This is a genomic window from Xanthomonas sp. BRIP62411, assembly GCF_003993525.1.
Taxonomy (GTDB): domain Bacteria; phylum Pseudomonadota; class Gammaproteobacteria; order Xanthomonadales; family Xanthomonadaceae; genus Xanthomonas; species Xanthomonas euroxanthea.
This window is the reverse complement of the sequence record NZ_QEZI01000018.1, coordinates 166,359-187,572: the sequence shown is the minus strand read 5'-3', so window position 1 is coordinate 187,572 and position 21,214 is coordinate 166,359. Positions and strand designations below refer to the sequence as shown.

At 64.9% G+C, this 21,214-nt stretch carries 21 protein-coding genes and 1 pseudogene; 16 read left to right on the top strand and 6 right to left on the bottom strand.

The genetic code is table 11. The features are described from left to right. The first annotated feature begins 145 nt into the window (after positions 1-145). On the top strand, positions 146-1,093 hold the full coding sequence (locus tag EO139_RS15575) for a glycerophosphodiester phosphodiesterase family protein (protein WP_164739878.1): 948 nt from the start codon (positions 146-148) through the stop codon (positions 1,091-1,093). 255 nt (positions 1,094-1,348) lie between these two features. Further along, a complete protein-coding gene (gene pbpC / locus EO139_RS15570; protein WP_343136468.1) occupies positions 1,349-3,700 on the top strand; it encodes a penicillin-binding protein 1C in 2,352 nt (783 codons plus the stop codon). A gap of 294 nt (positions 3,701-3,994) precedes the next feature. Here the strand turns inward: pbpC and EO139_RS15565 are convergent, their stop codons facing one another. Further along, positions 3,995-4,552: a ferritin-like domain-containing protein gene (locus EO139_RS15565; RefSeq protein WP_104582348.1), complete on the bottom strand. Its 558-nt coding sequence runs from the start codon at positions 4,550-4,552 to the stop codon at positions 3,995-3,997. A 43-nt stretch (positions 4,553-4,595) separates the two neighbouring features. Beyond that, positions 4,596-5,078: a peroxiredoxin gene (locus EO139_RS15560; RefSeq protein ID WP_104582349.1), complete on the bottom strand. Its 483-nt coding sequence runs from the start codon at positions 5,076-5,078 to the stop codon at positions 4,596-4,598. Between the two features lie 162 nt (positions 5,079-5,240). On the opposite strand from EO139_RS15560, the gene EO139_RS15555 reads away from it, so the two are divergent. The 3 genes from EO139_RS15555 (at position 5,241) to pilH (ending at position 7,522) form a co-directional block, all read left to right on the top strand. Then, positions 5,241-5,717, top strand: coding sequence for an Hsp20/alpha crystallin family protein (locus EO139_RS15555; RefSeq protein ID WP_126971394.1), 477 nt, complete (start codon positions 5,241-5,243; stop codon positions 5,715-5,717). 140 nt (positions 5,718-5,857) lie between these two features. Beyond that, the gene (locus tag EO139_RS15550; protein ID WP_115676307.1) at positions 5,858-6,748 is read left to right on the top strand and encodes a DnaJ C-terminal domain-containing protein; all 891 of its coding nucleotides are present in this window, start codon (positions 5,858-5,860) and stop codon (positions 6,746-6,748) included. Positions 6,749-7,135: 387 nt separating this feature from the next. Continuing rightward, positions 7,136-7,522, top strand: a complete 387-nt coding sequence (pilH, locus tag EO139_RS15545) for a twitching motility response regulator PilH (protein WP_115676308.1) — start codon at positions 7,136-7,138, stop codon at positions 7,520-7,522. On the opposite strand, the gene EO139_RS15540 is transcribed toward pilH, so the two are convergent. Continuing rightward, positions 7,491-7,877, bottom strand: a complete 387-nt coding sequence (locus EO139_RS15540) for a hypothetical protein (RefSeq protein ID WP_126971392.1) — start codon at positions 7,875-7,877, stop codon at positions 7,491-7,493. The genes pilH and EO139_RS15540 overlap by 32 nt on opposite strands. Before the next feature lie 232 nt (positions 7,878-8,109). Here EO139_RS15540 and hflK point away from each other — a divergent pair, with 232 nt between their 5' ends. The 5 genes from hflK to EO139_RS15515 all read left to right on the top strand — a co-directional run bounded on the left by hflK (position 8,110) and on the right by EO139_RS15515 (position 13,092). Next, positions 8,110-9,249, top strand: coding sequence for an FtsH protease activity modulator HflK (gene hflK, locus EO139_RS15535; protein ID WP_126971390.1), 1,140 nt, complete (start codon positions 8,110-8,112; stop codon positions 9,247-9,249). Further along, positions 9,249-10,112 (top strand): protease modulator HflC, encoded by an 864-nt coding sequence (locus EO139_RS15530; RefSeq protein ID WP_039523939.1) that lies wholly within the window; start codon positions 9,249-9,251, stop codon positions 10,110-10,112. The genes hflK and EO139_RS15530 overlap by 1 nt, the downstream gene beginning before the upstream one ends. 432 nt (positions 10,113-10,544) lie before the next feature. Then, entirely contained in the window at positions 10,545-11,009 is a 465-nt protein-coding gene (locus EO139_RS15525; RefSeq protein ID WP_126971388.1) for a transposase, read from the top strand. A gap of 165 nt (positions 11,010-11,174) precedes the next feature. Then, the gene (locus tag EO139_RS15520) at positions 11,175-11,360 is read left to right on the top strand and encodes a DUF2065 family protein (protein ID WP_126971386.1); all 186 of its coding nucleotides are present in this window, start codon (positions 11,175-11,177) and stop codon (positions 11,358-11,360) included. 439 nt (positions 11,361-11,799) lie between these two features. Then, positions 11,800-13,092, top strand: a complete 1,293-nt coding sequence (locus EO139_RS15515; RefSeq protein WP_024938603.1) for an adenylosuccinate synthase — start codon at positions 11,800-11,802, stop codon at positions 13,090-13,092. A 263-nt stretch (positions 13,093-13,355) separates the two neighbouring features. Here the strand turns inward: EO139_RS15515 and EO139_RS15510 are convergent, their stop codons facing one another. The 3 genes and pseudogenes from EO139_RS15510 to bdcA form a co-directional block, all read right to left on the bottom strand. Continuing rightward, positions 13,356-14,681, bottom strand: coding sequence for an XVIPCD domain-containing protein (locus EO139_RS15510; RefSeq protein WP_164739877.1), 1,326 nt, complete (start codon positions 14,679-14,681; stop codon positions 13,356-13,358). A 23-nt stretch (positions 14,682-14,704) separates the two neighbouring features. Next, positions 14,705-15,461, bottom strand: a pseudogene (locus tag EO139_RS15505) (hypothetical protein). Between the two features lie 363 nt (positions 15,462-15,824). Next, positions 15,825-16,538 (bottom strand): SDR family oxidoreductase, encoded by a 714-nt coding sequence (gene bdcA / locus EO139_RS15500; RefSeq protein ID WP_126971384.1) that lies wholly within the window; start codon positions 16,536-16,538, stop codon positions 15,825-15,827. A gap of 71 nt (positions 16,539-16,609) precedes the next feature. Here bdcA and EO139_RS15495 point away from each other — a divergent pair, with 71 nt between their 5' ends. From EO139_RS15495 to EO139_RS15470, 6 genes are all read left to right on the top strand, one after another. Further along, positions 16,610-17,206 (top strand): TetR/AcrR family transcriptional regulator, encoded by a 597-nt coding sequence (locus EO139_RS15495; RefSeq protein ID WP_126971382.1) that lies wholly within the window; start codon positions 16,610-16,612, stop codon positions 17,204-17,206. A 130-nt stretch (positions 17,207-17,336) separates the two neighbouring features. After that, positions 17,337-17,867 (top strand): MarR family transcriptional regulator, encoded by a 531-nt coding sequence (locus tag EO139_RS15490; RefSeq protein ID WP_126971486.1) that lies wholly within the window; start codon positions 17,337-17,339, stop codon positions 17,865-17,867. Further along, on the top strand, positions 17,857-18,543 hold the full coding sequence (locus tag EO139_RS15485) for a hypothetical protein (RefSeq protein ID WP_164739876.1): 687 nt from the start codon (positions 17,857-17,859) through the stop codon (positions 18,541-18,543). Before EO139_RS15490 ends, EO139_RS15485 begins: the two co-directional genes overlap by 11 nt. 95 nt (positions 18,544-18,638) lie before the next feature. Further along, entirely contained in the window at positions 18,639-18,902 is a 264-nt protein-coding gene (locus EO139_RS15480; RefSeq protein WP_126971378.1) for a YlcI/YnfO family protein, read from the top strand. Between the two features lie 6 nt (positions 18,903-18,908). Beyond that, positions 18,909-19,217 carry a type II toxin-antitoxin system RelE/ParE family toxin gene (locus EO139_RS15475; RefSeq protein ID WP_126971376.1) on the top strand — a complete coding sequence of 103 codons (309 nt, stop codon included), beginning with the start codon at positions 18,909-18,911 and terminating at the stop codon, positions 19,215-19,217. Positions 19,218-19,483: 266 nt separating this feature from the next. Next, positions 19,484-21,214 (top strand): DUF262 domain-containing protein, encoded by a 1,731-nt coding sequence (locus tag EO139_RS15470; RefSeq protein ID WP_126971374.1) that lies wholly within the window; start codon positions 19,484-19,486, stop codon positions 21,212-21,214.

Here is a 21,214-nt window from a genome sequence, read left to right as displayed (position 1 = left end):
TACTGCGGCGCGGACGTCGGTAGCGTACGGGCAACGTGGAGCAAGCGAGATCTGTGCATGGCAGATCTCGCACCGTCTCTGCCTGCCGCGCCCTCCTGACAAAAAAGCGCAGTCATTCTGTTAATCCTACAAGCGGAGTTGTTCGATGACCTTACGTTCTGTCGCCGCCGTCGCGGCCATGCTGGGCGCGGCACTTGCCAACCCTGCCAGCGCAGCACCTGGCGGCGTCGCCGCGATCCAGGCCCGGCTGACCAATCCCGGCGGCGGTATCGTGGTGGTGGCCCATCGCGGCTGCCATGCACCGGCACCGGAGCATGGTTTCAAGGACAGCGCACCGGAGAATTCGCTGGCCGCACTGGAGCGCTGCATCGCCATCGGCGCCGACGTGATGGAGACCGACGTGCGCCGCGCCGCCGATGGCACCCTGGTGATGCTGCACGACGCCACCGTGGACCGCACCACCGACGGCACCGGCAAGCTGTCAGAGCTGACCCTGGCCGACCTGCAAAAATTGCGGCTGCGCAGCGACGAAGGTGGCGCGCAGGCGCCGCTGACCGACCAACGCGTGGTCACGCTGGAGCAGATGCTGGCCGCCTCCAAGGGCCACATCCTGCTCAACCTGGACGTCAAGGACGCGATCTACGTGCAGGTGGTCGATGCGGTTGCCCGTGCCGGCATGCAGCACCAGGTGATCGTCAAGGCCGAAGCCGGCATCGCCACGCCGCCACTGGCCGCGATGCTGCCGTTCGACAAGGTCTATTTCTTCCCGATCCTGATCAACGCACATGGCACTGCCGATCTGGCGGCGATTGCCACTGCGCAGACACGCAACGCACATCCGGCTGCGTTCGAGCTGCCCAGGATGTCGCCAGCCCAGTTGCCGGCGTTGGTTGCAGTGAGCAAGGCGCACAGGGTGCGGCTGATGGTCAACTCGTTGTGGGACGGCTTCATTGCCGGCTACGGTGGCGACGCCGATGCGGTGCGCGACCCGGACAAGGTCTGGGGCCGCCTGTACCGCGATGGCGTGTCGATCATCCAGACCGACGCGCCGGAAGCCTTGCTGCGTTATCGCGCCGCGCTGGAGCAGCAGTAGGCCGCCCATTGCATTGCGGCAGGCAGCTGGCGCGCGATGCGAACCGGATCTGGTCGCGCCACATCAACCCCGGACGCTGCGCCGATGTCGCCGCCAGCGGTATAGTCACCCGCTGTTTGCACGCAAGGACGTCTGCATGCCGCGCGATAGTGGCCGAAATGCGTTTTGCCCTGCATCCTTGGCAGGATGGATGAGCAGCAGCACGTGCAGGCAAGGACCGACCGGACGCAGGAACGCGCCGCTGGCGACGATGGTGTGGCCCGGCATGGCCGCCGCTGGCTGACAGGGCTACGCTGGGGCGCTGTAGCACTGCTGTCTGCCGTGTTGCTGCTGGACCTGGCCTTCCCACTGCCACTGCCCAAGTCGCGCGACACCTCCACGCTGGTGGTGGCACGCGATGGCACGCCGCTGCGCGCGTTCGCCGACCGCAACGGGGTGTGGCGTTATCCGGCCAGCCCTCAGAGTGTGTCGCCGCTGTACCTGCAGGCGTTGCTGAACTACGAGGACCGTTGGTTCTGGCGCCATCCCGGGGTCAATCCGTGGGGCCTGCTGCGCGCCGGCGGGCAGTGGATCGGGCAGGGGCGCATCGTCTCCGGCGGTTCGACGCTGACCATGCAGGTGGCGCGCATCCTGGACCCGCACACGCGCACACCTTGGGGCAAGGCCAAGCAGTTGTTGCGCGCGCTGCAGCTGGAAGCGCACCTGAGCAAGCGCGAGATTCTGACGCTGTACCTGGAGCGCGCGCCCTACGGCGGGACCATCGAAGGCGTGGAAGCGGCCAGCTGGGCGTATCTGGGCAAGCCGGCCAAGGCCTTGTCGCAGGCCGAAGCCGCATTGCTGGCGGTATTGCCGCAATCGCCCAGCCGCCTGCGCCCGGATCGCCATCCCGAGGCCGCGCAACGCGCGCGCGACAAGGTGCTCGATCGCATGGTGGAGCTGGGGGTGTGGTCGCGCGCGCAGGTGGACGATGCGCGGATCGAGCCGGTGGTGACGCGCTCGCTCACACCGCCATTGCATGCGGCCTTGCTCGCGCAGCGGCTGCACGGCGCGCAACCGCGTGCAGCGCGCATCGTCACGACGCTGGATGTCGAACTGCAGCGCACCCTGGAGGAGCGCGTGGCCACCTATTTCTCGCAGCTGCCCGAGCGCACCTCGGCCGCCTTGCTGGTGGTGGACAACGCCAGCATGGAAGCGCGCGCGTATGTGGGTTCGGCCAGCTTCGGCGACCGCAAGCGGCTGGGGCATGTGGACATGGTGCAGGCCTGGCGCTCGCCCGGGTCCACCCTCAAGCCGTTCCTGTATGGCATGGCCCTGGACGATGGGGTGATCCATTCCGAAAGCCTGTTGGTGGATGCCCCGCAGAGCTTTGGCAGCTACCGGCCCGGCAATTTCGATGCGGCCTTCAATGGCCCGGTGAGCGCGGCGACGGCGTTGCGGTTGTCGTTGAACGTGCCGGCGGTGGATCTGCTCGACCGGATCGGCCCGGCGCGGTTTGCCGCGCGGCTGTCCAATGCCGGTATCGGCCTGCGTTTCGCACATGGCAGCACGCCGTCGCTTGCATTGATATTGGGCGGCACCGGTGCGCAGCTGCAGGAGTTGGTCGGTGCCTTTGCGGCGCTCAATCGCGGCGGCATCGCCGGGCGCGTGCGCTATACGCCGGACGATCCGCGCATCGAGCGCCGGCTGATGTCGCCGGGCGCGGCCTGGATCGTGCGCGAGATCCTGCAGAGCAATCCGCGCCCCGGGTATGGCGGCGGGACCTTCGACACCACTGCGCGCCCGGGCGTGGCCTGGAAGACCGGCACCAGCTACGGCTACCGCGATGCGTGGGCGATCGGCGGCACGCGCCGCTACACGGTCGGGGTGTGGGTGGGGCGGCCGGACGGCACGCCGCTGCCCGGCCAGTACGGCGCCGTCACCGCGTTGCCGTTGATGTTCGAAGTCATCGACGCCTTGCCCCGCAGCGCCGGCGACAGCGCGCCGGTGCCGATGCCGCCCACGGTGCAGGCGCTGGCCATCTGCTGGCCGCTCGGCGGCACGGCCGATCAGACACCACCGGCGCAATGCGCACGCCGCGCCGACGCCTACGTGCTCGATGGCGCCGTACCGCCCACCTTTGCCGAACGCGATGCGCGGCTATGGCACGGCCGGCAGCTGCATTTCGACGTGGATGCCCGCAGCGGGCAGCGGTTGTCGCAGGAGTGCAGCCAGCCGCATCAGCGCGTGCCGCAGGCCGTGGCACGCTGGCCGGCGTTGGTGTCGCCCTGGCTCAGTGCGGCCGAGCGCAAGGCCGCGCAATTGCCGCCACTGGCCGCGGACTGTCTGCCGGATGGACGCATGACCGGTGGCGGCGTGCTGCGGATCGACGGGCTGAGCGATCGCACCACGCTGGCGCGTGCCAACGCCGCATCGCGCCCGGTGCGCCTGCACCTGCGTGCGCTGGGCAGCGACGCGCGCATCGACTGGTTGCTGGACGGCCGCTGGATCGCACAGACCAACGGACGCCAGGGATTTCAGCGCGATTTCGCGGAAGTCGGCACGCATACGCTCACCGCAATGGCCAGCGACGGTGCCTGGACACAGCTGCGCTTTCGCGTATTGCGCTGACCGGATCGGTAACGGGCATGTGCGGTGGCCGGCACCCCCGTAGGAGCGTACCCGGGCGCGACGGGGCATTCCCGGTAACGCCCCATCGCGCCCGGGTGCGCTCCTACGCGGCGCTTGGGCGGCACGAAAACAGACAGGGCGCTCTAGGCGCCCTGTCTGTTGCATCATCGAGTCGACTTCGACTTCGACTTGTCTTCGACGTCGACGTCGACGTCGACGTCGATGTCGTTGTCGATGCGACGCCACCATCGATCGCAACGCATCGCTACGTTGCAATCACGCGGCTCGCTCAACTCACTCGCCGATCCAGCCTTCCAGCAGGTCCGCAAACTCGTCGGCATGCTCTTCTTCCTGGGCCAGAATGCTTTCCAGGATGCGCTTGGTGGTGGTGTCCTTGTCGCCGATGAAATCGATCATTTCGCGATAGCTGTCGATGGCGATGCGTTCGGCGATCAGGTTCTCCCTGACCATGTCGCGCAGGTCGGTGCCTTCCTTGTATTCGGCATGCGAGCGCTTGGTCAGCGTGTCCGGGTTGAGGTCCGGTTCGCCGCCCAGTTGCACGATGCGCTCGGCAAGCTTGTGGGCGTGTTCCTGTTCCTGCTGCGCATGCTCCAGGAACTCGCCCTTGACCGCGTCGGCAAGCATGCCCTTGGCCATGAAGTAGTGGCGGTAGTAGCGCAGGGTGCACACGTACTCGGTGGCCAGTGCGGTGTTGAGCAGGTCGATCACCGCCTCGCGGTCGGCGTGGTAGCTCTCGGTGATGGCACCGTCTTCGATGCTCTGGCGTGCGCGGTTGCGCAAGGTGGCGGTATCGGTGATGCCGGGGAGTTGCTTGGCTGGCTGGGTAGACATGGCTGGCCGGTTTCCTTCTGAGTGGACGGGGGGAATCAATGCATCAATCGGGCAGGTGCTGCAGCACGTAATCGGCGGCAGACACCTTGAATTCGCCAGGTTCTTCGACAAACAAGGCCTTGACCACGGCATCGTCGGCATACAGCGCGTAGCGGCGCGAGCGCAGGCCCATGCCCGAGCCGCTGGCGTCGATCTCCAGGCCCAGCGCGCGGGCCAGTTCGGCGTTGCCGTCGGGCAGCAGGTGCAGGCCGTCGGGAATCAGCTGGCTGCGGCCCCAGGCCTGCATCACGAACGGGTCGTTGACCGCGGTGCACAGCACTTCGATGCCGCGTTTACGGAATTCATCGAAATGCTCCACATAGCCGGGCAGGTGCTTGGCCGAGCAGGTCGGGGTGAAGGCGCCCGGTACCGCGAACAGCAGCACCTTGCGCCCCGCGAACAGGCTGTGGGTGTCGACCGCCTCGATGCCCTCACGCAGGCGCTTGAGCACGACTTCGGGAATGCGGTCACCAACGTGGATGGTCATGGGGCGGGCTCCTGTGGCTGAACGAATTCTAGAAAGGGGCAGGGGAAAAGCGCGTCAACGCGCTTGAAATCCGCAGCCGCACGCCTATCTGACGCACATGGCCGGCGCAACGTGCGCACGCCGCGGCAGCCGGCCCCTCACCCAACCTTTTGGAGGCTCGCAATGAACATCGTTCGTTATCCCCAGTGGCCCACCCACGCGCTGCAAAACGAGATCAAGCACGTGTTCGACCGTTTCTTCGAGCACAACGGCGACACCGACGAATCGGCGGTGGTGACCGCGCAGTGGGTGCCACGCGTGGACATCAAGGAAGAGCCCAACCACTTCGTGCTGTATGCCGACCTGCCGGGCATCGACCCCCGCCAGATCGAGGTGCAGATGGACAAGGGCATCCTGTCGATCAAGGGCGAGCGCAACAGCGAGTCCAGCACCGAGACCGAGCGTTTCTCGCGCATCGAGCGCCGTTACGGCAGCTTCCACCGCCGCTTCGCGCTGCCCGACAGTGCCGACCCCGACGGCATCACCGCCGCCGGCCATAACGGCGTGCTGGAAATCCGCATCCCCAAGCGCCCGGCGGCCACCCCGCGCCGCATCCAGGTCGGCACCGGCCAGGACACCAGCGGCGGCACCGTGCAGTAAGGCCGCAAAACCTGGAGCGAAGCGGCCTGCTTCGCTTCCCGGCGGCAACCGCACCGTAGAATAGGTGCGGTTGCCCGCCCGGCTGCGATATGACTGGCTCGTGGCCTCGGCTGCGGGCCGTTTTTTTCAGAGGTGATTAGATGGAATTCAAGGATTACTACGCAACGCTGGGCGTGGAGCCCAGCGCAGGCGATGCGGAGATCAAGACCGCCTACCGCCGGCTCGCGCGCAAGTACCACCCCGACGTCAGCAAGGAAGCCGGCGCCGAAGACAAGTTCAAGGCCATCAACGAAGCCTACGAGGCGCTGCGCGACCCGGCCAAGCGCAAGGCCTACGACCAGCTCAAGGCACAGGGCTTCCGCCCGGGCGACGAGTTCCAGGCCCCGCCCAGCTACGGCGGCGGGCAGGGCTACGACTTCGAGGAAGTGTTCGGCAATGGCGGCGCCGGTGGCGGCTTCAGCGATTTCTTCGAAAGCCTGTTTGCCGGCCAGCGCGGCGGCCGTCCGCGCGGCCCGGGGGCTGGTGCCGGCGCAGGGCCGCAGGCGCGCGGCGATACCCGCGCCAAGCTGGCGGTGCCGTTGGAAGCGGTGTATGCGGGCGACAGCGTGCGCATCACCATCAACGGCAAGCAGCTGGACGTGCGCGTGCCCAAGGGTGTGCAGCCTGGACAGGTGATCCGCCTGAGCGGGCAGGGCAATGGCGGCGGCAACCTGCTGCTGGAGATCGAATACGCCGCGCACCCGCAGTTCGAGGTGGACGGGCGCAACATCCTGTACACCTTGCAGGTCATGCCCTGGCAGGCGGCACTGGGCACCACGATCAGCGTGCCGACCCTGGGCGGGGCGGTGGAATTGAAGGTGCCGGCCGACTCCGACGCCGGCCGCAAGCTGCGCCTGCGCGGCCGCGGCCTGCCGGGCGCCACCCCGGGCGACCAGATCGTGGAGCTGGAGATCCTGGCCCCGGCCCCCACCGACGATGCGCAGAAGAAGGCCTACCGCAACCTGGCCAAGGCGTTCGGCGAGTCGGTGTAGGCGGCGTGGCGTGACGCGGAAAATGGATGAGGGTTCGGCAGGCAGGTGGTGCGCCAGTGAACGTCGATCTGCGCGGTTGAATCGCCGCCGTCCCCTCATCCGGCGCTGCGCTTCCCCTTCTCCCGATGGGAGAAGGGAGCCTTCGTCCCCCTCGTAACGATGAGGGATTGAGGGCAGGGCAGCATGCACGTAATACGTCGGCGAGCGGCTTTCTGCGACGTTGTTGCATCCAGCTGCGTCCTGTCCAACGTAGTAAGTGTTGGCTGAGGCGATCGCGCCGCGCCACCGGATCACGCCTCGTAACGGCATCGCCGGGCGCACCGCCTGGCCCAGCTACCGCAAGCGCGGCCGGCGCACTACACTCGCCGCGCATACTAGGGGAAACACATGGCACGCATTCTGATCGTCGACGACTCGCCGTCGCAGCTGCTGGGGATTCAGCGCATCGTCGAGAAGCTGGGGCACGAGACCATCACTGCAACCGATGGTGCCGCCGGCGTGGAAGCGGCCAAGTCTTCGCTGCCGGATCTGGTGTTGATGGATGTGGTGATGCCCAACCTCAACGGCTTCCAGGCCACCCGCACGCTCAAGCGCGAGCCGACCACCCAGCACATCCCGGTGATCCTGGTGACCACCAAGGACCAGGACACCGATCGCATGTGGGGCATGCGCCAGGGTGCACGCGCCTACATCACCAAGCCGTTCTCCGAAGACGAGTTGCTGGAAGTGATGGAGCGCGTGTTCAACCAGAAAGACGAACCGCCGATGGCGTGAGTGCGGCGGCGAGGGTGGGAGCAGGGTTGGCGGACGCGTTCCGGACTGCGTTGTGCCAGCGCAGCATCGCCCCAGCCGCATGCCCCTCAGCGCTGATGCCAACGTCAGCTGCGCCGCCGGTGCCGTTTGGACACCGATGCTCGCCTGCCATCGGCGGCATCCTGCGCCGCAACCCGGGGTCGGCAAAGCGCAGCGGTTGCTTGGCCTGACCGCGACCCTGGGCTATCCAGCCAGGCCAGACGCCGGATCGGTCGACTGACAATGGCCACGCGTCAGCGAGCAGCACGATGTCGTCGGCGTCATCGTGCAGCGCATCGCAGGCCGGGTCCGCGTCCAGTCTCGGCGTGATCCCCATTGGCCAACTCCAGAACGCGCGCCCGGTGCTTGCCCCCAGATCGCGCTGACACCGTGTCCTTCCCCGTCTGCGAACCCGGCCATCGGCTCGATCCACCCCAGCGGCTAAACCGGGACGCACCAATTGGGGCCTTTCAAAACGGTCGGTCTGCCCCATCTAGTAGAATCAGCGAATCAACAACACGGCGGCACTGCGGGACTGGCCCGCACAGCCCCTCGATCATGGAGCGTGCATGGCCTGGAACACACCCGGCAACAAGGGCGGAGACGGCCCGGACCCCAACCGTCGCAGGTCCTGGGGCCCGCGTGGCGGTGGCAACGGTGGTGGCTGGGGCAATCTGCCCGCCCCGTTGAAAGAGCTGTTCGATGGTGGCGTGGGGCGCTGGATCCTGGTCGCGGTGGTGCTGATGGTGCTGTTCTCCAGCTTCCAGCTCATCGGCGAACAGCAGCGCGGCGTGGTGCTGCGCTTCGGCCAGTTCTCGCGCATCCTGCAGCCCGGCCCGAACTTCAAGCTGCCCTGGCCGGTCGAGTCGGTGCGCAAGGTCAACGCCACCGAGATCAAGACCTTCAGCAACCAGGTGCCGGTGCTGACCCGCGACGAGAACATCGTCAACGTCTCGCTCAACGTGCAGTACCAGATCAGCGACCCGCGCAAGTACCTGTTCGGCTCGCGCAATGCCGATCTGGTGCTGGAGCAGGCCGCGCAAAGCGCCGTGCGTGAGCAGGTGGGTCGTTCCGACCTCAATACCGTGCTCAACAATCGCGGCCCGCTGGCTATCGCCTCCAAGGACCGCCTGCAGGCGGCACTGGATGCTTACAACACGGGTCTGTCCGTTACCGGTGTGACCCTGCCGGACGCGCGTCCGCCGGAAGAAGTGAAGCCGGCCTTCGACGAGGTCAACGGCGCCCAGCAGGTGCGCGAGCGCCTGATCAACGAAGCCCAGGCCTACGCCGCCAAGGTGGTGCCCGAGGCACGCGGCCAGGGTGCGCGCACCCGGACCGGCGCCGAAGGCTACAAGCAGGCGGTGATCTCCAAGGCCGAGGGCGACGCCGATCGCTTCACGCTATTGCAGGAGCAGTACGCCAACGCCCCCGAGGTCACGCGCAAGCGCCTGTGGCTGGAAACCGTGCAGAAGGTGCTGTCGGAGAACCGCAAGGTGATCGGCAGCGATGGCCGCCAGGTCATCTATGTGCCGCTGCCGGCCGACGCCAGCAAGTCCGGCAGCAACAGCGCCACTACGGGCAACGGCGGCATGCCGTCGATGGTGCCGCAGGATGTGCTGTTGAATCCGCCGCAAACCAGTGGCGGCAGCGAGGGCATCCGCAATCCGGAGCGCGGCCCGCGCCCGACCGGCCGTGAGGGAACCGAATAATGAAGAATTCGCTAGTCATCGGCCTGATCGTCGCCGTGTTGCTGACCCTGATGGGCTCGGTGTTCGTGGTGCGCGAGGACCAGACCGCCATGGTGCTCAACCTGGGCCGTGTGGTGCGTGCCGACCTCAAGCCCGGCCTGCACTTCAAGATCCCGGTGGTGGAATCGGTGCGCGTGTTCGATCGCCGCTTCCAGGTGCTGGACACCGCCCCGGCGCGCTACTTCACCGCCGAGCAGAAAGACGTCAGCGTGGATTTCTTCGCCATCGGCTACATCTCCGACGTGCGGGCGTTCTATCGCGCCACCGGTGGCGAGGAGTCGGTCGCCAATTCGCGCTTGGCCCCGATCATCACCGACTCGCTGCGCAACCAGATCAACTCGCGCACCCTGCAGCAGCTGGTCTCCGGCGACCGCAGCGAATTGATCGCCAACCAGCTCAAGGGCATCAACGGCGCCATCAAGGGCTTAGGGATGCAGATCACCGACCTGCGCATCAAGCAGATCGACCTGCCGACTGACAGCCAGGTGATCACCGACGTCTACGAGCGCATGCGCGCCCAGCGCAAGCAGGAAGCCAGCAAGCTGCGTGCCGAAGGCGAAGAGCAGGCCCTGACCATCCGCGCCCAGGCCGACCGCGAATCCACCGTGATCGTGGCCGACGCCGAGCGCGATGCGCAGAAGCTGCGCGGCGAAGGCGATGCCGACGCCGCCCGCATCTACGGCCAGGCCGGTGCCAAGGATCCGTCGTTCTACGCGTTCTATCGCAGCCTGGAGGCGTACCGCGGCTCCATGACCGACGGCAACGGCGTGGTGGTGCTGGACAAGAACGACCCGTTCCTGCAATACCTCAAGAGCGATCGTTGATCGCTGGCTGATCGCTATGCCTTGAAACGACAACGCCCGCCTAACGCGGGCGTTGTCGTATGTGCCTCTCACTGCCGGGCAGACAGACGCGCCCCCACCGTAGGAGCGCACCCGGGCGCGACCGCTTTACCGGTAGTGCCCGTCGCGCCCAGGTGCGCTCCTACGCGTGGCGCGTGTGGGCCGATGGATCGGGCAGATGGCGTTCGTGGACTGCGATGGTGATGATGGTCATGTCCGGAGTCCGCAGCTGCCTGGAGCGCCTCTCCCGTCGTGTTGGCCAGACTCGACCCGGTAGGAGCGCACCCGGGCGCGACGGGCCTTACCGGCGGACCCCGCTGATTGCCTTTGACAGTCAGCCGCCACATGGATCCCTAGCGCAGAACGCGGCAACCGCCGATATCTCGCGTGGTCCAAGGCCGTCAGCATCGCGCCATGGCCAACATCGACACTCCCGGGCATCGCGCGCTGCGCCGTGGCAGGCAGTCTTCGCCCAACAGCGCTTACCTGCTGACCACCACGACATGGCAGCGTCGCCCTGTGTTCGCAGATGTTCTGCTGGCCGCAGCGGCCTGCCGCGCGTTCACCGCGGCAACGCCCTCCGACGCCAGGCTGTTGGCCTGGGTATTGATGCCGGATCATGTGCATTGGTTGTTGCAGCTTGGAAGCACCACCGGGTTGGCCAACGCGGTCTCACGCATGAAAGCGTGTGCAGCGCGCGCAGTGAACGATCAGCGCCAGCATCACGCACCGGTTTGGAGTCGCAGCTACCACGACCACGCGTTGCGCAAGGACGAGGACCTGCACGCAGCCGCGCGCTACCTCATCGCCAATCCCCTCCGTGCCGGGCTGGTCAGACGCGTGGGCGATTACCCGTTCTGGGACGCAATCTGGCTTTGAGAGGTGATTAATGCGCATCCAAACCCCGGCATCCTCGTAGGAGCGCACCCGGGCGCGACTGCTTTACCGGCAATGCCAGTCGCGCCCAGGTGCGCTCCTACGGTGAGGCGTGGCAGGCTGCCGAACCGGGCACACTGCAGCTCCCACGTTGTCCTGGTGTTGCTGATGCACGAGTTCCTGTCCGCGTTATGCCTGATCGCCGTCATCGAAGGCCTGCTGCTGTTCGCCGCGCCCGCCGCCTGGAAGCGGATGGTCGAGCAGCTGTTCAGCCTGCCCACGGCCCAACTGCGTGCCATCGGCGGTGTGACCCTGGTGCTGGGCGCGATCGCGCTGTGGATCGTGCGTCTCTGAGTGGGTGGTCCATTCCGACCGCAACGGGCAGCGTAGGAGCGCACCGGGGCGCGACTGCTTCACCGGTAATGCCTGTCGCGCCCGGGTGTGCTCCTACGACCCACGTTGGGCATTGGGATTGTCGCCATGGGGATGCTCCCCAGGCCAGGGACCGGCAGCGCCCGGAGCACCGCGCAACCGATGGCCAGCGGCAATCCGACGAGCCCCCCGATCCGCCGTTCGCCGGGGGTAGTGCACGTCACCGGAAACCCGGATAATGCACAAAAGCCGGCCGGGCACGCTCACACAGGGCACCTCGTTCGGCTTTTTCCGTGTCAGGGCTTTACGCGCCGCTGCAAGGCTCCCCGATGGAGCCGCGCGCCAGGCGACGCCGCCAGCCGTGAACCGGTCCCATCCCGCGGCCCCGATGGCCGCAGCAAAACTCAGGAGTTCACCCGTCATGGGTCAGTCAGTTGTCGTGCTCGGTGCCCAGTGGGGCGATGAAGGCAAAGGCAAGATCGTCGATCTGCTCACCGAAGAGATCGGTGCGGTGGTCCGCTTCCAGGGTGGCCACAACGCCGGCCACACGCTCGTCATCAATGGCAAGAAGACCGTCTTGCACCTGATTCCGTCCGGCATCCTGCGCGACGACGCGCTGTGCCTGATCGGCAATGGCGTGGTGATCTCCCCGGCCGCGCTGATCAAGGAGATCAGCGAGCTTGAAGGCGCCGGCGTGGAAGTGCGCTCGCGCCTGAAGATCTCTCCGGCTGCGCCGCTGATCATGCCGTACCACATCGCCCTGGACCAGGCGCGCGAGAAGGCCGCCGGCGGCAAGGCCATCGGCACCACCGGCCGCGGTATCGGCCCGGCGTACGAAGACAAGGTCGCCCGCCGCGGTATCCGCATCGCCGACCTGCACTACCCGCCGCAGCTGGAAGAGCTGCTGCGCACCGCGCTGGACTACCACAACTTCGTGCTGACCAAGTACCTGGGCGTGGAAGCGGTGGACTTCCAGAAGACCTTCGACGAGGCACTGGCCTTTGGCGACTACGTGCAGCCGATGAAGTCGGACGTGGCCGGCATCCTGCACGACCTGCGCAAGCAGGGCAAACGCGTGCTGTTCGAAGGCGCGCAGGGCGCGCTGCTGGACATCGACCACGGCACCTATCCGTACGTCACCAGCTCCAACACCACCGTCGGCGGCGCACTGGCCGGGACCGGCGTGGGCGCCGACGCCATCGACTACGTGCTGGGCATCGCCAAGGCCTATGCCACGCGCGTGGGCGGCGGCCCGTTCCCGACCGAGCTGGACGACGAAGTGGGCCAGGGCATCCGCGACCGCGGCGCCGAGTACGGCGCCTCCACCGGCCGCCCGCGTCGCTGCGGCTGGATGGACATCGTCGCGCTCAAGCGTGCGGTGGCCATCAACGGCATCTCCGGCCTGTGCATCACCAAGCTCGACGTGCTCGACGGCATGGAAAAGCTCAAGGTCTGCATCGCCTACGAATACCGCGGCAAGCGCACCGAATACGCCCCGCTGGACGCGCAGGGCTGGGAGGAGTGCACCCCGGTGTACCTGGAGTTCCCGGGCTGGACCGAGAACACCCATGGCATCACCGAGTGGGACAAGCTGCCGGTGGCCGCACGTGCCTACCTGCGCGCGCTGGAAGAACTGGCCGGTTGCCCGATCAGCATCGTCTCCACCGGCCCGGATCGTGACCACACGATGGTGCTGCAGGACCCGTTCGCCTGATCGGCTGACGCCAAACGCGGCATCGTCCAACGGCCCGGCTTGTCCGGGCCGTTGGCGTTTGAGGATTGCTGGTTTGCCATGAGTTCCAGCGGCGCCGGGGTGCAGCTGGCGCGGTTACGCCGGTGCATTGTCATCGTGGGGCACGCTGCGTTGTCGCGGATGTGCGCAGACCTGCACTGGCCGGCTCCGGTAGGGCCAATGCCGCGCGTCATGCATCGAGATCGGCCGGAAGTAGACAGGGGGGTGCTCTGAGCAGCGCTGCCTTATCCCATGCGCATCGACGCGCTCTCACGCTGCCGGTTGTCCATTTCCTGCTGCTGGCTCTGCGCCAACGCCTGCTGGCGATCGTTACTGGCCACCTCCAGCTGCTGCAGCGACTGCGCGACCGGCGTCTGCACAGCCACATCGGTCGGCATGTGGGCGCGCAGGTGCGCGGGGTTGTTCAACTCGCCCTGCACCACAAACACATTGCGGCCAGCCGGGCTGTCGGCGGTCTGCTGGCTCAGCACCACGTGGTCGGCCCGTTCCAGGTTGTTCTGGCGGGCGAGGGTCATCACGCTGGCGATGAGATGCTCGCTGTTCTCGTCCGGCGTGCGCCCGGCTTGCGCATCAATCGCGCTTACACCCGCACGTACCTGTTGCAGCAGTGCGTAGTCCCGGTGGTCAGGGCCGATATCGGTCAGTTTGGTGGGCGCCTGCGTCCGATCCGGCAGGCCGTCGGCCGACGCCGTGAACGGGCTGCGGGTGATGGAGCGGTACGGGTCGTCTTCGTGGAACTGCGTGGCTTTCTGCTGCCGCTCCAGGCGCACGGCGCGGGCATCATCGAGTTCGGCGATACGGCCGGCATTGGTTTCTTCGCGCATGGACAGATGCCCGCCGCCTGCGCTGACGTTCACCCACTTCTGTTCTTTCTCGAAGTACATCGCGTAGAAGCTGTTGCTGCCGATGACGTTGGGGTCGACGGCGGAGCGGCCCTCCAGCATCTGGATCGCCTCGGTGGTGCCCAGCTTGGCCAGGTACTGGCTGCCGGCCGCCAGTCCCATCTGCGCAAAGGTCTCGTAGCCAGTGTTACTGATGCGAGCGGCGCCGGCGGCTTCGTTGTCGAGCATGTTGGTCCAGATCTGTTCCAGCTTCTGGGGGCCGCTTTTTTGCTCGGCTGCTTCTAAAAGGACGCGAGGTGTCCAGCAGTTGGGGTCGAGCTGGTGAAATTCGAATGCTCGATCATGTGCAGTCATCACATCCTTGCCAGGAAGGTTCAAGGCCAGGTCCGGGCGGCGCTGTTCCATCCAATGCATCCGCTGCGCCAAATCCTGTTTGACCAGCGTCTGCCCGAAGACCTCCCATTGGCGCTCACTCAGTTCGGCATTGGCAAAGCGCGATCCGTTGTCGTGGCGCTGCCTGGCGTAATCCTGCGCATAACTGTTTGCCACTTGGCCGGGCAAGCTGTCATTGCGAACGACACCCAGTGCCAACGTTCCGTAGCCATCGGCACCTGGCAACTGGGAAAGATAGTTCCAGTAGAGTTCGCGGTTGCCATCTCTGGCATAGCTGGTCAGGACAGCCAAATCCTTCTTAGTCAATCCACTCATGATTCACTCCTGTAATGGGCGGATTACTGCACTTTGGTTCGCGCCAGTACATCCCGTACTGCGTCTTCCATGCGCTTCCAATCCTTCAGGAACGCCCTTTTGTAGGTCAACCTGATTGACAGCTTATTCTCGATATCCGAGAAATAATGAAAGCAACCGGCGGAAACTGCGCCATCCTCGTTGATGACCTGATCACCCTCCAGGCGCACGCCATCTCCTCGAAACTTCTTGCTGTCGCATTTGATAAATGTCGTCAGGTTGCCCTTTGGTCCGCGCGCGACATACCAGTCGTCTTCGTAGCCGGGGTTACGTGTTGGTGGTTTGCCATAGCGTGCTTCGTATTCTTTCGAAAACCCTGCCATCTTTGCTTCGTCAATGGTGTATAGCATTAGCCCCATGGTCTCGGTTTGGGCAATGCGTAAGTCCAGGCGATCTCTTGGATCTCGGCGTTCCACCGAACCGTCTTCAGTGATGGCCTCGTTGGACGACAGCCTCTCCAGCGATGTTTCGATGGGTGCGCGGTCGATGTAGTCGATCGACACGGAAATTTCTTTCCGGAAATCATTCGTACGCGGGTTGGCCCGTGCCCCGGGCGGGGTGGGGGGTCATGCCTGGCCACTCGATGACAAGCGTGACGCCTTCGCCCGGCCATGGCGCGATCTGGCTGTCCAGGTAGTTGGCGGGGATGCGGAAGGTGTTCGGCCCCAGCTTTACGTCAACCGGAGCGTCCGAATAGGTGTGCCCGTTGATGGTGCGGCCTGTGGTGACGTTGTCTGGCATGGGGGAAGTCCTTTCCTGTTCGGGTGATGGCGTCCGTGCACAAGCACTGCCGGTCACAGCAACGGCGAGTGCAAGGGCCAGGCACCGGCCGGATGACATCATGTGCATTGGTCAATCCATTGCAGGGTTCGCCGCAACTATAGGCAACCTGGGATCAGCGCGACAGCAAGGGCCAGGCCTGCGATGACCCATGCCATGCGCCGCATGGCATGGGAATGCGATCACGCGCTGCCGGCAGGAGATGCCGGTGAATCAAGATGCTGGCGGTGCAACGGCAGCTCGCCATGTGTGTTGACGGAGGGCGTTTGCCGCCATCGGTCGCACGTGTCGAGCTGCAGTGCCATCAACGCAGACGTCGCCGCGTCATGCTCCAAACGCACCGTCGATCGTGTGCATCGCGCCAGTCACAAAGCCCGCTTCCGGGCCGGCCAGCCAGGCCACCATGCTTGCCACTTCGTCGGCGCGGCCGTGGCGCTTGATCGCCATGAAGCTGTGCATCAGGTCTTTCATCGGCCCGTTTTCCGGGTTGGCGTCGGTATCGATCGGGCCCGGTTGCACCACGTTGATGGTGATGCCGCGCGGCCCGAAGTCGCGGGCCAGCCCGCGCGCCAGCCCTTGCAGCGCGGATTTGCTCAGCGCGTAGGACGCCATGCCGGGCAGCGGCATGCGGTCGCCGTTGACCGAGCCGATCACGATGATCCGCCCGCCGGGCGGCATCTGCCGCGCGGCCTCCACGGCGGCGTGGTAGGGCGCGTGCACGTTGATGCGGAACAGCCGGTCCACCGCGTCCGGATCCTGGTCCAGCGCATCGCCGAACAAGGCGATGCCGGAGTTCACCACCAGCACATCCAGCGGCCCGCTGCGGCGCACCGTGGCGATGACCGCATCGCGGTCGGCGCTGTCGGCCAGCACCGCGGTGCTGCCGGTGTCGCTGGCCAGGCGCTGCGCCGCCTCGGCAGAGCCGGCATAGGTAAACGTCACCCGCGCACCCTCGGCCACGAAGCGCCGCACGATGGCGGCCCCAATTCCCCTGCTGCCACCTAGCACCAACACCGACTTATTTTTGAACGCTGACATGCACTCACCTCGCAATTAATGTAGCGAGTAATACATAATAGTTTTCGTCTGCCGTCAAGGATTTTGTAACGATGACTACAGAAACATCCCGGGCCCGCGGCCGGCCGCGGGCGTTCGACCCGGACCAAGCGGTCGCCACCGCGCAGCAGCTGTTTCATGCGCGCGGCTACGACGCACTGAGCGTGGCCGACCTCACCCAGGCGCTGGGCATCAACCCGCCCAGTTTCTACGCCGCCTTCGGCAGCAAGGCCGGCCTGTATGCGCGCATCCTCGACCGCTACGCGCAGACCGGGGCCATCCCGCTGCCGCAACTTCTGGACGCCAACCGCCCGCTGGCCGACGCCCTGGCCGACGTACTGGAGCAGGCCGCACGCTGCTACGCCGCAGACCCCGCCGCCACCGGCTGCCTGGTGCTGGAAGGCACGCGCAGCAACGACGCGCAGGCGCGCGAGGCCGCCTGCGGTTTTCATGTCGCCGCCCAGGAGCTGATCCGCTCCCACATCGCCAAACACTGCCCGCACGACGCAGACCGGCTGGCGGATTTCGTCAGCACCACCATGGCCGGGCTGTCCGCCAGCGCCCGGCATGGGCAGAGCCTGGAGCGTCTGCTGGCGAGTGCGCGGTTGGCGGGGGAGGCGCTTCGGGTGGCGCTGCGGGGAATTGGGTGAGCGTGGCTGGCTTCCGCCGTTGAGCGGTAGCCCCTCGTTTAGCCAGGGCATTTAGTGAAGACTGCTTGAAAAAATAGTTCGTTGGCTGGATATTCCATATTCTGGAATATGGAATAAGGCGGGCTTGGCTGTGGAACTGAAGCCCCAGGATCTGGTGGTGCTGTACAAGCAGGTCGCCCAGGCTGGCCAGGTCTGGACGTATGCATCCCTTGGAGAAGCGCTGGGCATGAGCGCCTCGCAGGTGCATCGCAGCGTCAAGCGCGCGGTGGCATCCGGCCTAGCGCTGGAAAAAAGCCGCGGCGAGTGGGAGACGGTGCGCACGGCGCTGCACGAGTTTGCGGTTCACGGCGTGCGTTACGCCTTTCCTGCCGTCATCGGGCCGCTAAGGCGTGGCATTCCTACGGCCTTCGGGGCGCCGCCATTGTCGATTGCCATTGCTAGTTCCCCTGGGGATGCACCGGTGTGGCCAAGCGCGCAGGGCATAGCCAAAGGCCCCAGCTTGTCGCCGTTGTCGGCCGGTGCACCCAACGCTGCGCTGGCCGACCCTGCCTTGCACCAACTGCTGGCGCTGCAGGACGCCCTGCGTAGCGGGCGTGCACGCGAGCGCGCGCTGGCGGCGCGCTATCTCAAGCAGTTGCTGGGGCTTGGCGATGCGGTCTGACGATCCTAACTTGCCGCATCTGCTGGTGATTGCGGATGCACTGGGCGAACTTCGCGACCAGGTGGTCTTCCTCGGCGGCGCAGTCGTTGGCCTGCTGGTGTCGGATCCATTGGCGGAAAGCGTCCGCGCCACCTATGACGTCGATGCGGTGGTCAATCTTGATTGGGCCCGGTTCCGCAGTATCGAGGCGCGTGTGGAGTCGCAGGGCTTCGCGCGTGAGATGCAGAGCGGTGTCGTCTGCCGCTGGGTACACCAAGCGTCGGGCGTCCTCTTCGACCTGATGCCGGTGGATGCCGGCGTGCTTGGCTTCTCCAACCGCTGGTACGCCCATGCGGTAGAGACAGCCCAAGTGGTGGCCTTGAGCGATCGCCTGTCCATCCGCGTGGTGACAGCGACAGCATTCGTGGCGACCAAGCTCGAAGCCTTCGTTACCCGAGGCAACAGCGACTTCCTTTCCAGTCACGACCTGGAGGACGTGCTCAATGTCGTCGATGGCCGGGCCGAGCTGGTGGAAGAGCTTGCCGTGGAACATGCAGATCTTCGGCATTGGGTTGCCGACGTGTTTGAGGGGTTAGTGGATAACCCCGCGTTTGTGAACGCGCTGCCGGGATTGGTCGCCGAACCGGAGCGCGCAAGCGTCGTGCATCAGCGTCTAGGTACCATTGCATCAGCGTAGATGCGACATCGTCGGCTTAGGTCTGCAAAGAAAACCTTGAAGCACCGGCGCCCGCTTGCGATGATGCATCGCAATTGCAACGCGCTGGGCCTGCCATGAAATCCGCATCTCTTCCATCGCTCCGGGTAGACCCGGCGCTGCGCGAAGCGGCCGAAGCCGTGTTGCAGGAGGGTGAGACGCTGTCCAGCTTCGTCGAGTACTCCGTGCGCGCCCAGGTGCAGCAGCGCCAGCAGCAGGAAGCCTTCATTGCGCGCGGGCTGGCCTCGCGTGACAGCGCCAAGGCATCCAACCGGTACATTGACGCGAGGGATGTGCTGGCCGGGCTGCAGTCCCAACTGGACAAGGTGCGCAAGGGCTAAGCCAGCGTGGGATTTTCTGTCCGCTTCACTCAGCAAGCGCGCGACGATCTCGCGCGTCTTTACGACTGGCTGCTACAGCGTGCCGAAGGCGACTTCACCGTGGCCGAGCGCGCGCTGCAGGCCATTCGCGATGGCGTCACCGTGCTTGAACTGGCCCCGTTGAGCTGCCGCAAGGCAGGGGTGGCGGACCCCTTCTTGCGGGAGCTGGTGATCGGTTTCGGTGCCAGCGGCTACGTCCTGCTGTTTGAGGTGGAAAGCGATCAGGTCGTCACCGTTCTGGCAGTCAGGCATCAGCGTGAAGACGACTATCATTAAGCACGGCGTTAGCGCCAACGTCGTGCCACAGAGGAAGTAGATGGCCAATATCAGCAGGCGCCGCACGGGTAAGTTGATGTGCCCGTTGCCCATAGCCTGAACGCATCGGAAGCACTCACCTCGCTTGAAAGCAAGTTATTGACCGAGCACAGAACAAATGACTATGAGTAGCGAGTACTGGTCTGCAGTGATCGGAGAAGAGCCGAGTTACGTATCAAAAAAATCAGTTCCATTTTTGCTGAAAAAAGTAAAACTTGAAGGAAAGTATGGCTAAGACACTTGAGGCGCACGACAAGTTAATCCGAGAAATTTTCGAAGGAAGCTATCAATTCGAAATACCAGATTATCAGCGGCCGTACGCGTGGACGACCGAGCAGGCGGGCGAGCTGTTCGATGATTTGATCTCCGCCATGCGGGACGCCCATGTCTCGGGCGCCTCCAGTCAATACTTCCTCGGCAGCATCGTTCTGATCAAGAGCGACCGAGAGCCGAAATCATCGGTGGTCGATGGTCAACAGCGTCTGTCCACACTGACGATGTTGTTCGCAGTGCTGCGTGAAGTCATGCCGCACGCAGCAGACGACATCACCGATTTCCTCTACAAGAAGGGTAAAATCAGCCTCGGCGAGAAAAACGAATACCGTCTGACGGCCCGAGAAGAAGATGCTGACTTCTTTCGCGCCAATATTCAGGAGCCGGGTGGCATTGCGCAGTTGGTCGTCAGCACCGACAAGCTGGAAGACAGTCGCCTGCGCTACCGCGAAAACGCCTTACTTCTGCTTGCAAAGGCCAAGGCGCTGCTGCCTGTCGACCTGATCGCGCTGTGGCAGTTTCTCGCCAACGACTGTTCGCTGGTCGTCATCTCTACGCCCGATCTTGAAGCTGCGTACCGCATCTTCTCCGTGCTAAACAACCGAGGTCTCGATCTCGCGCCTATCGACATCATCAAGGCGCAAGTGCTGGGCCTAATCCGCACGACGGCAGGTGAAGCCAAGAGCCGCTCATACGCCAAAGAGTGGAGTCGAATCGAAAGCTCGCTGGGGCGCGACGCCTTCGGCGACCTATTTGGCCACATCCGCACCATCTACACCAAGCAAAAGCAGCGGGCCACGCTAGTCAAAGAATTCCAGGATCACGTCACCGAGTACAAAGCTCCCATCGACCTCGTCGACAAGGTCATCAAACCCTACGCCGAAGTGTGGGACTTCGTGCGTGACGCTGACTTTGAGGCTACCGAGCACGCAGAGACGATCAACGAGTATCTGTCTTGGCTTAACCGTGTGGACTTCAAGGACTGGGTGCCCCCGGCACTGGTGTATTTCAAGCGATTCCGGCAAAGGCCCAAGCTATTGGTTGAATTCTTCGCGTCACTAGAGCGCCTCACCTATTTCCTGTTGGTCACCAAGGTGGGCATCAATGAGCGTATCGAAACCTACGCCGCGCTCACCAAGGAAATCGAGCCTGCTGCATTCAACGGCGATTTGACCGCTTTGGACACGCTGACCCTCACGGACAAACAGAAGCGCGAGTTCGTGGTCGCGCTCGATGGCAACATCTACCGCAATCTGCCTAAAGCCCGCATGGCACTGGTTTTGCGCCTTGAATCATTGGTGCGCGCCCCTGGCGTGCAATTGCAAAACGCCGTGTCTCTAGAGCATGTCCTTCCCCAAACACCACCCGATGACTCGGACTGGCTTCGATGGTTTCCTGATGAAGATGAACGAGACGAGTGGACGCACCGTCTTGCCAATTTGGTTCCGCTCGACAGGAACAAGAACTCCTTCGCCAGCAACTATGAATTTTCTAGGAAGAAGGATGCTTACTTCAGAGGCAAGGGCAAGGCCTCGCCCTTCGTGCTGACGCAGGAAGTCAGATCAGAGAACGAGTGGACGCCCGCGCTTCTGGCCGAGCGCCAACAGCGCCTTGTTGGCGTACTCGAAGAACATTGGAGCCTGGCCGTCGTCACTGGCAATGCCACCGGCATTGCGGCGAGCTGA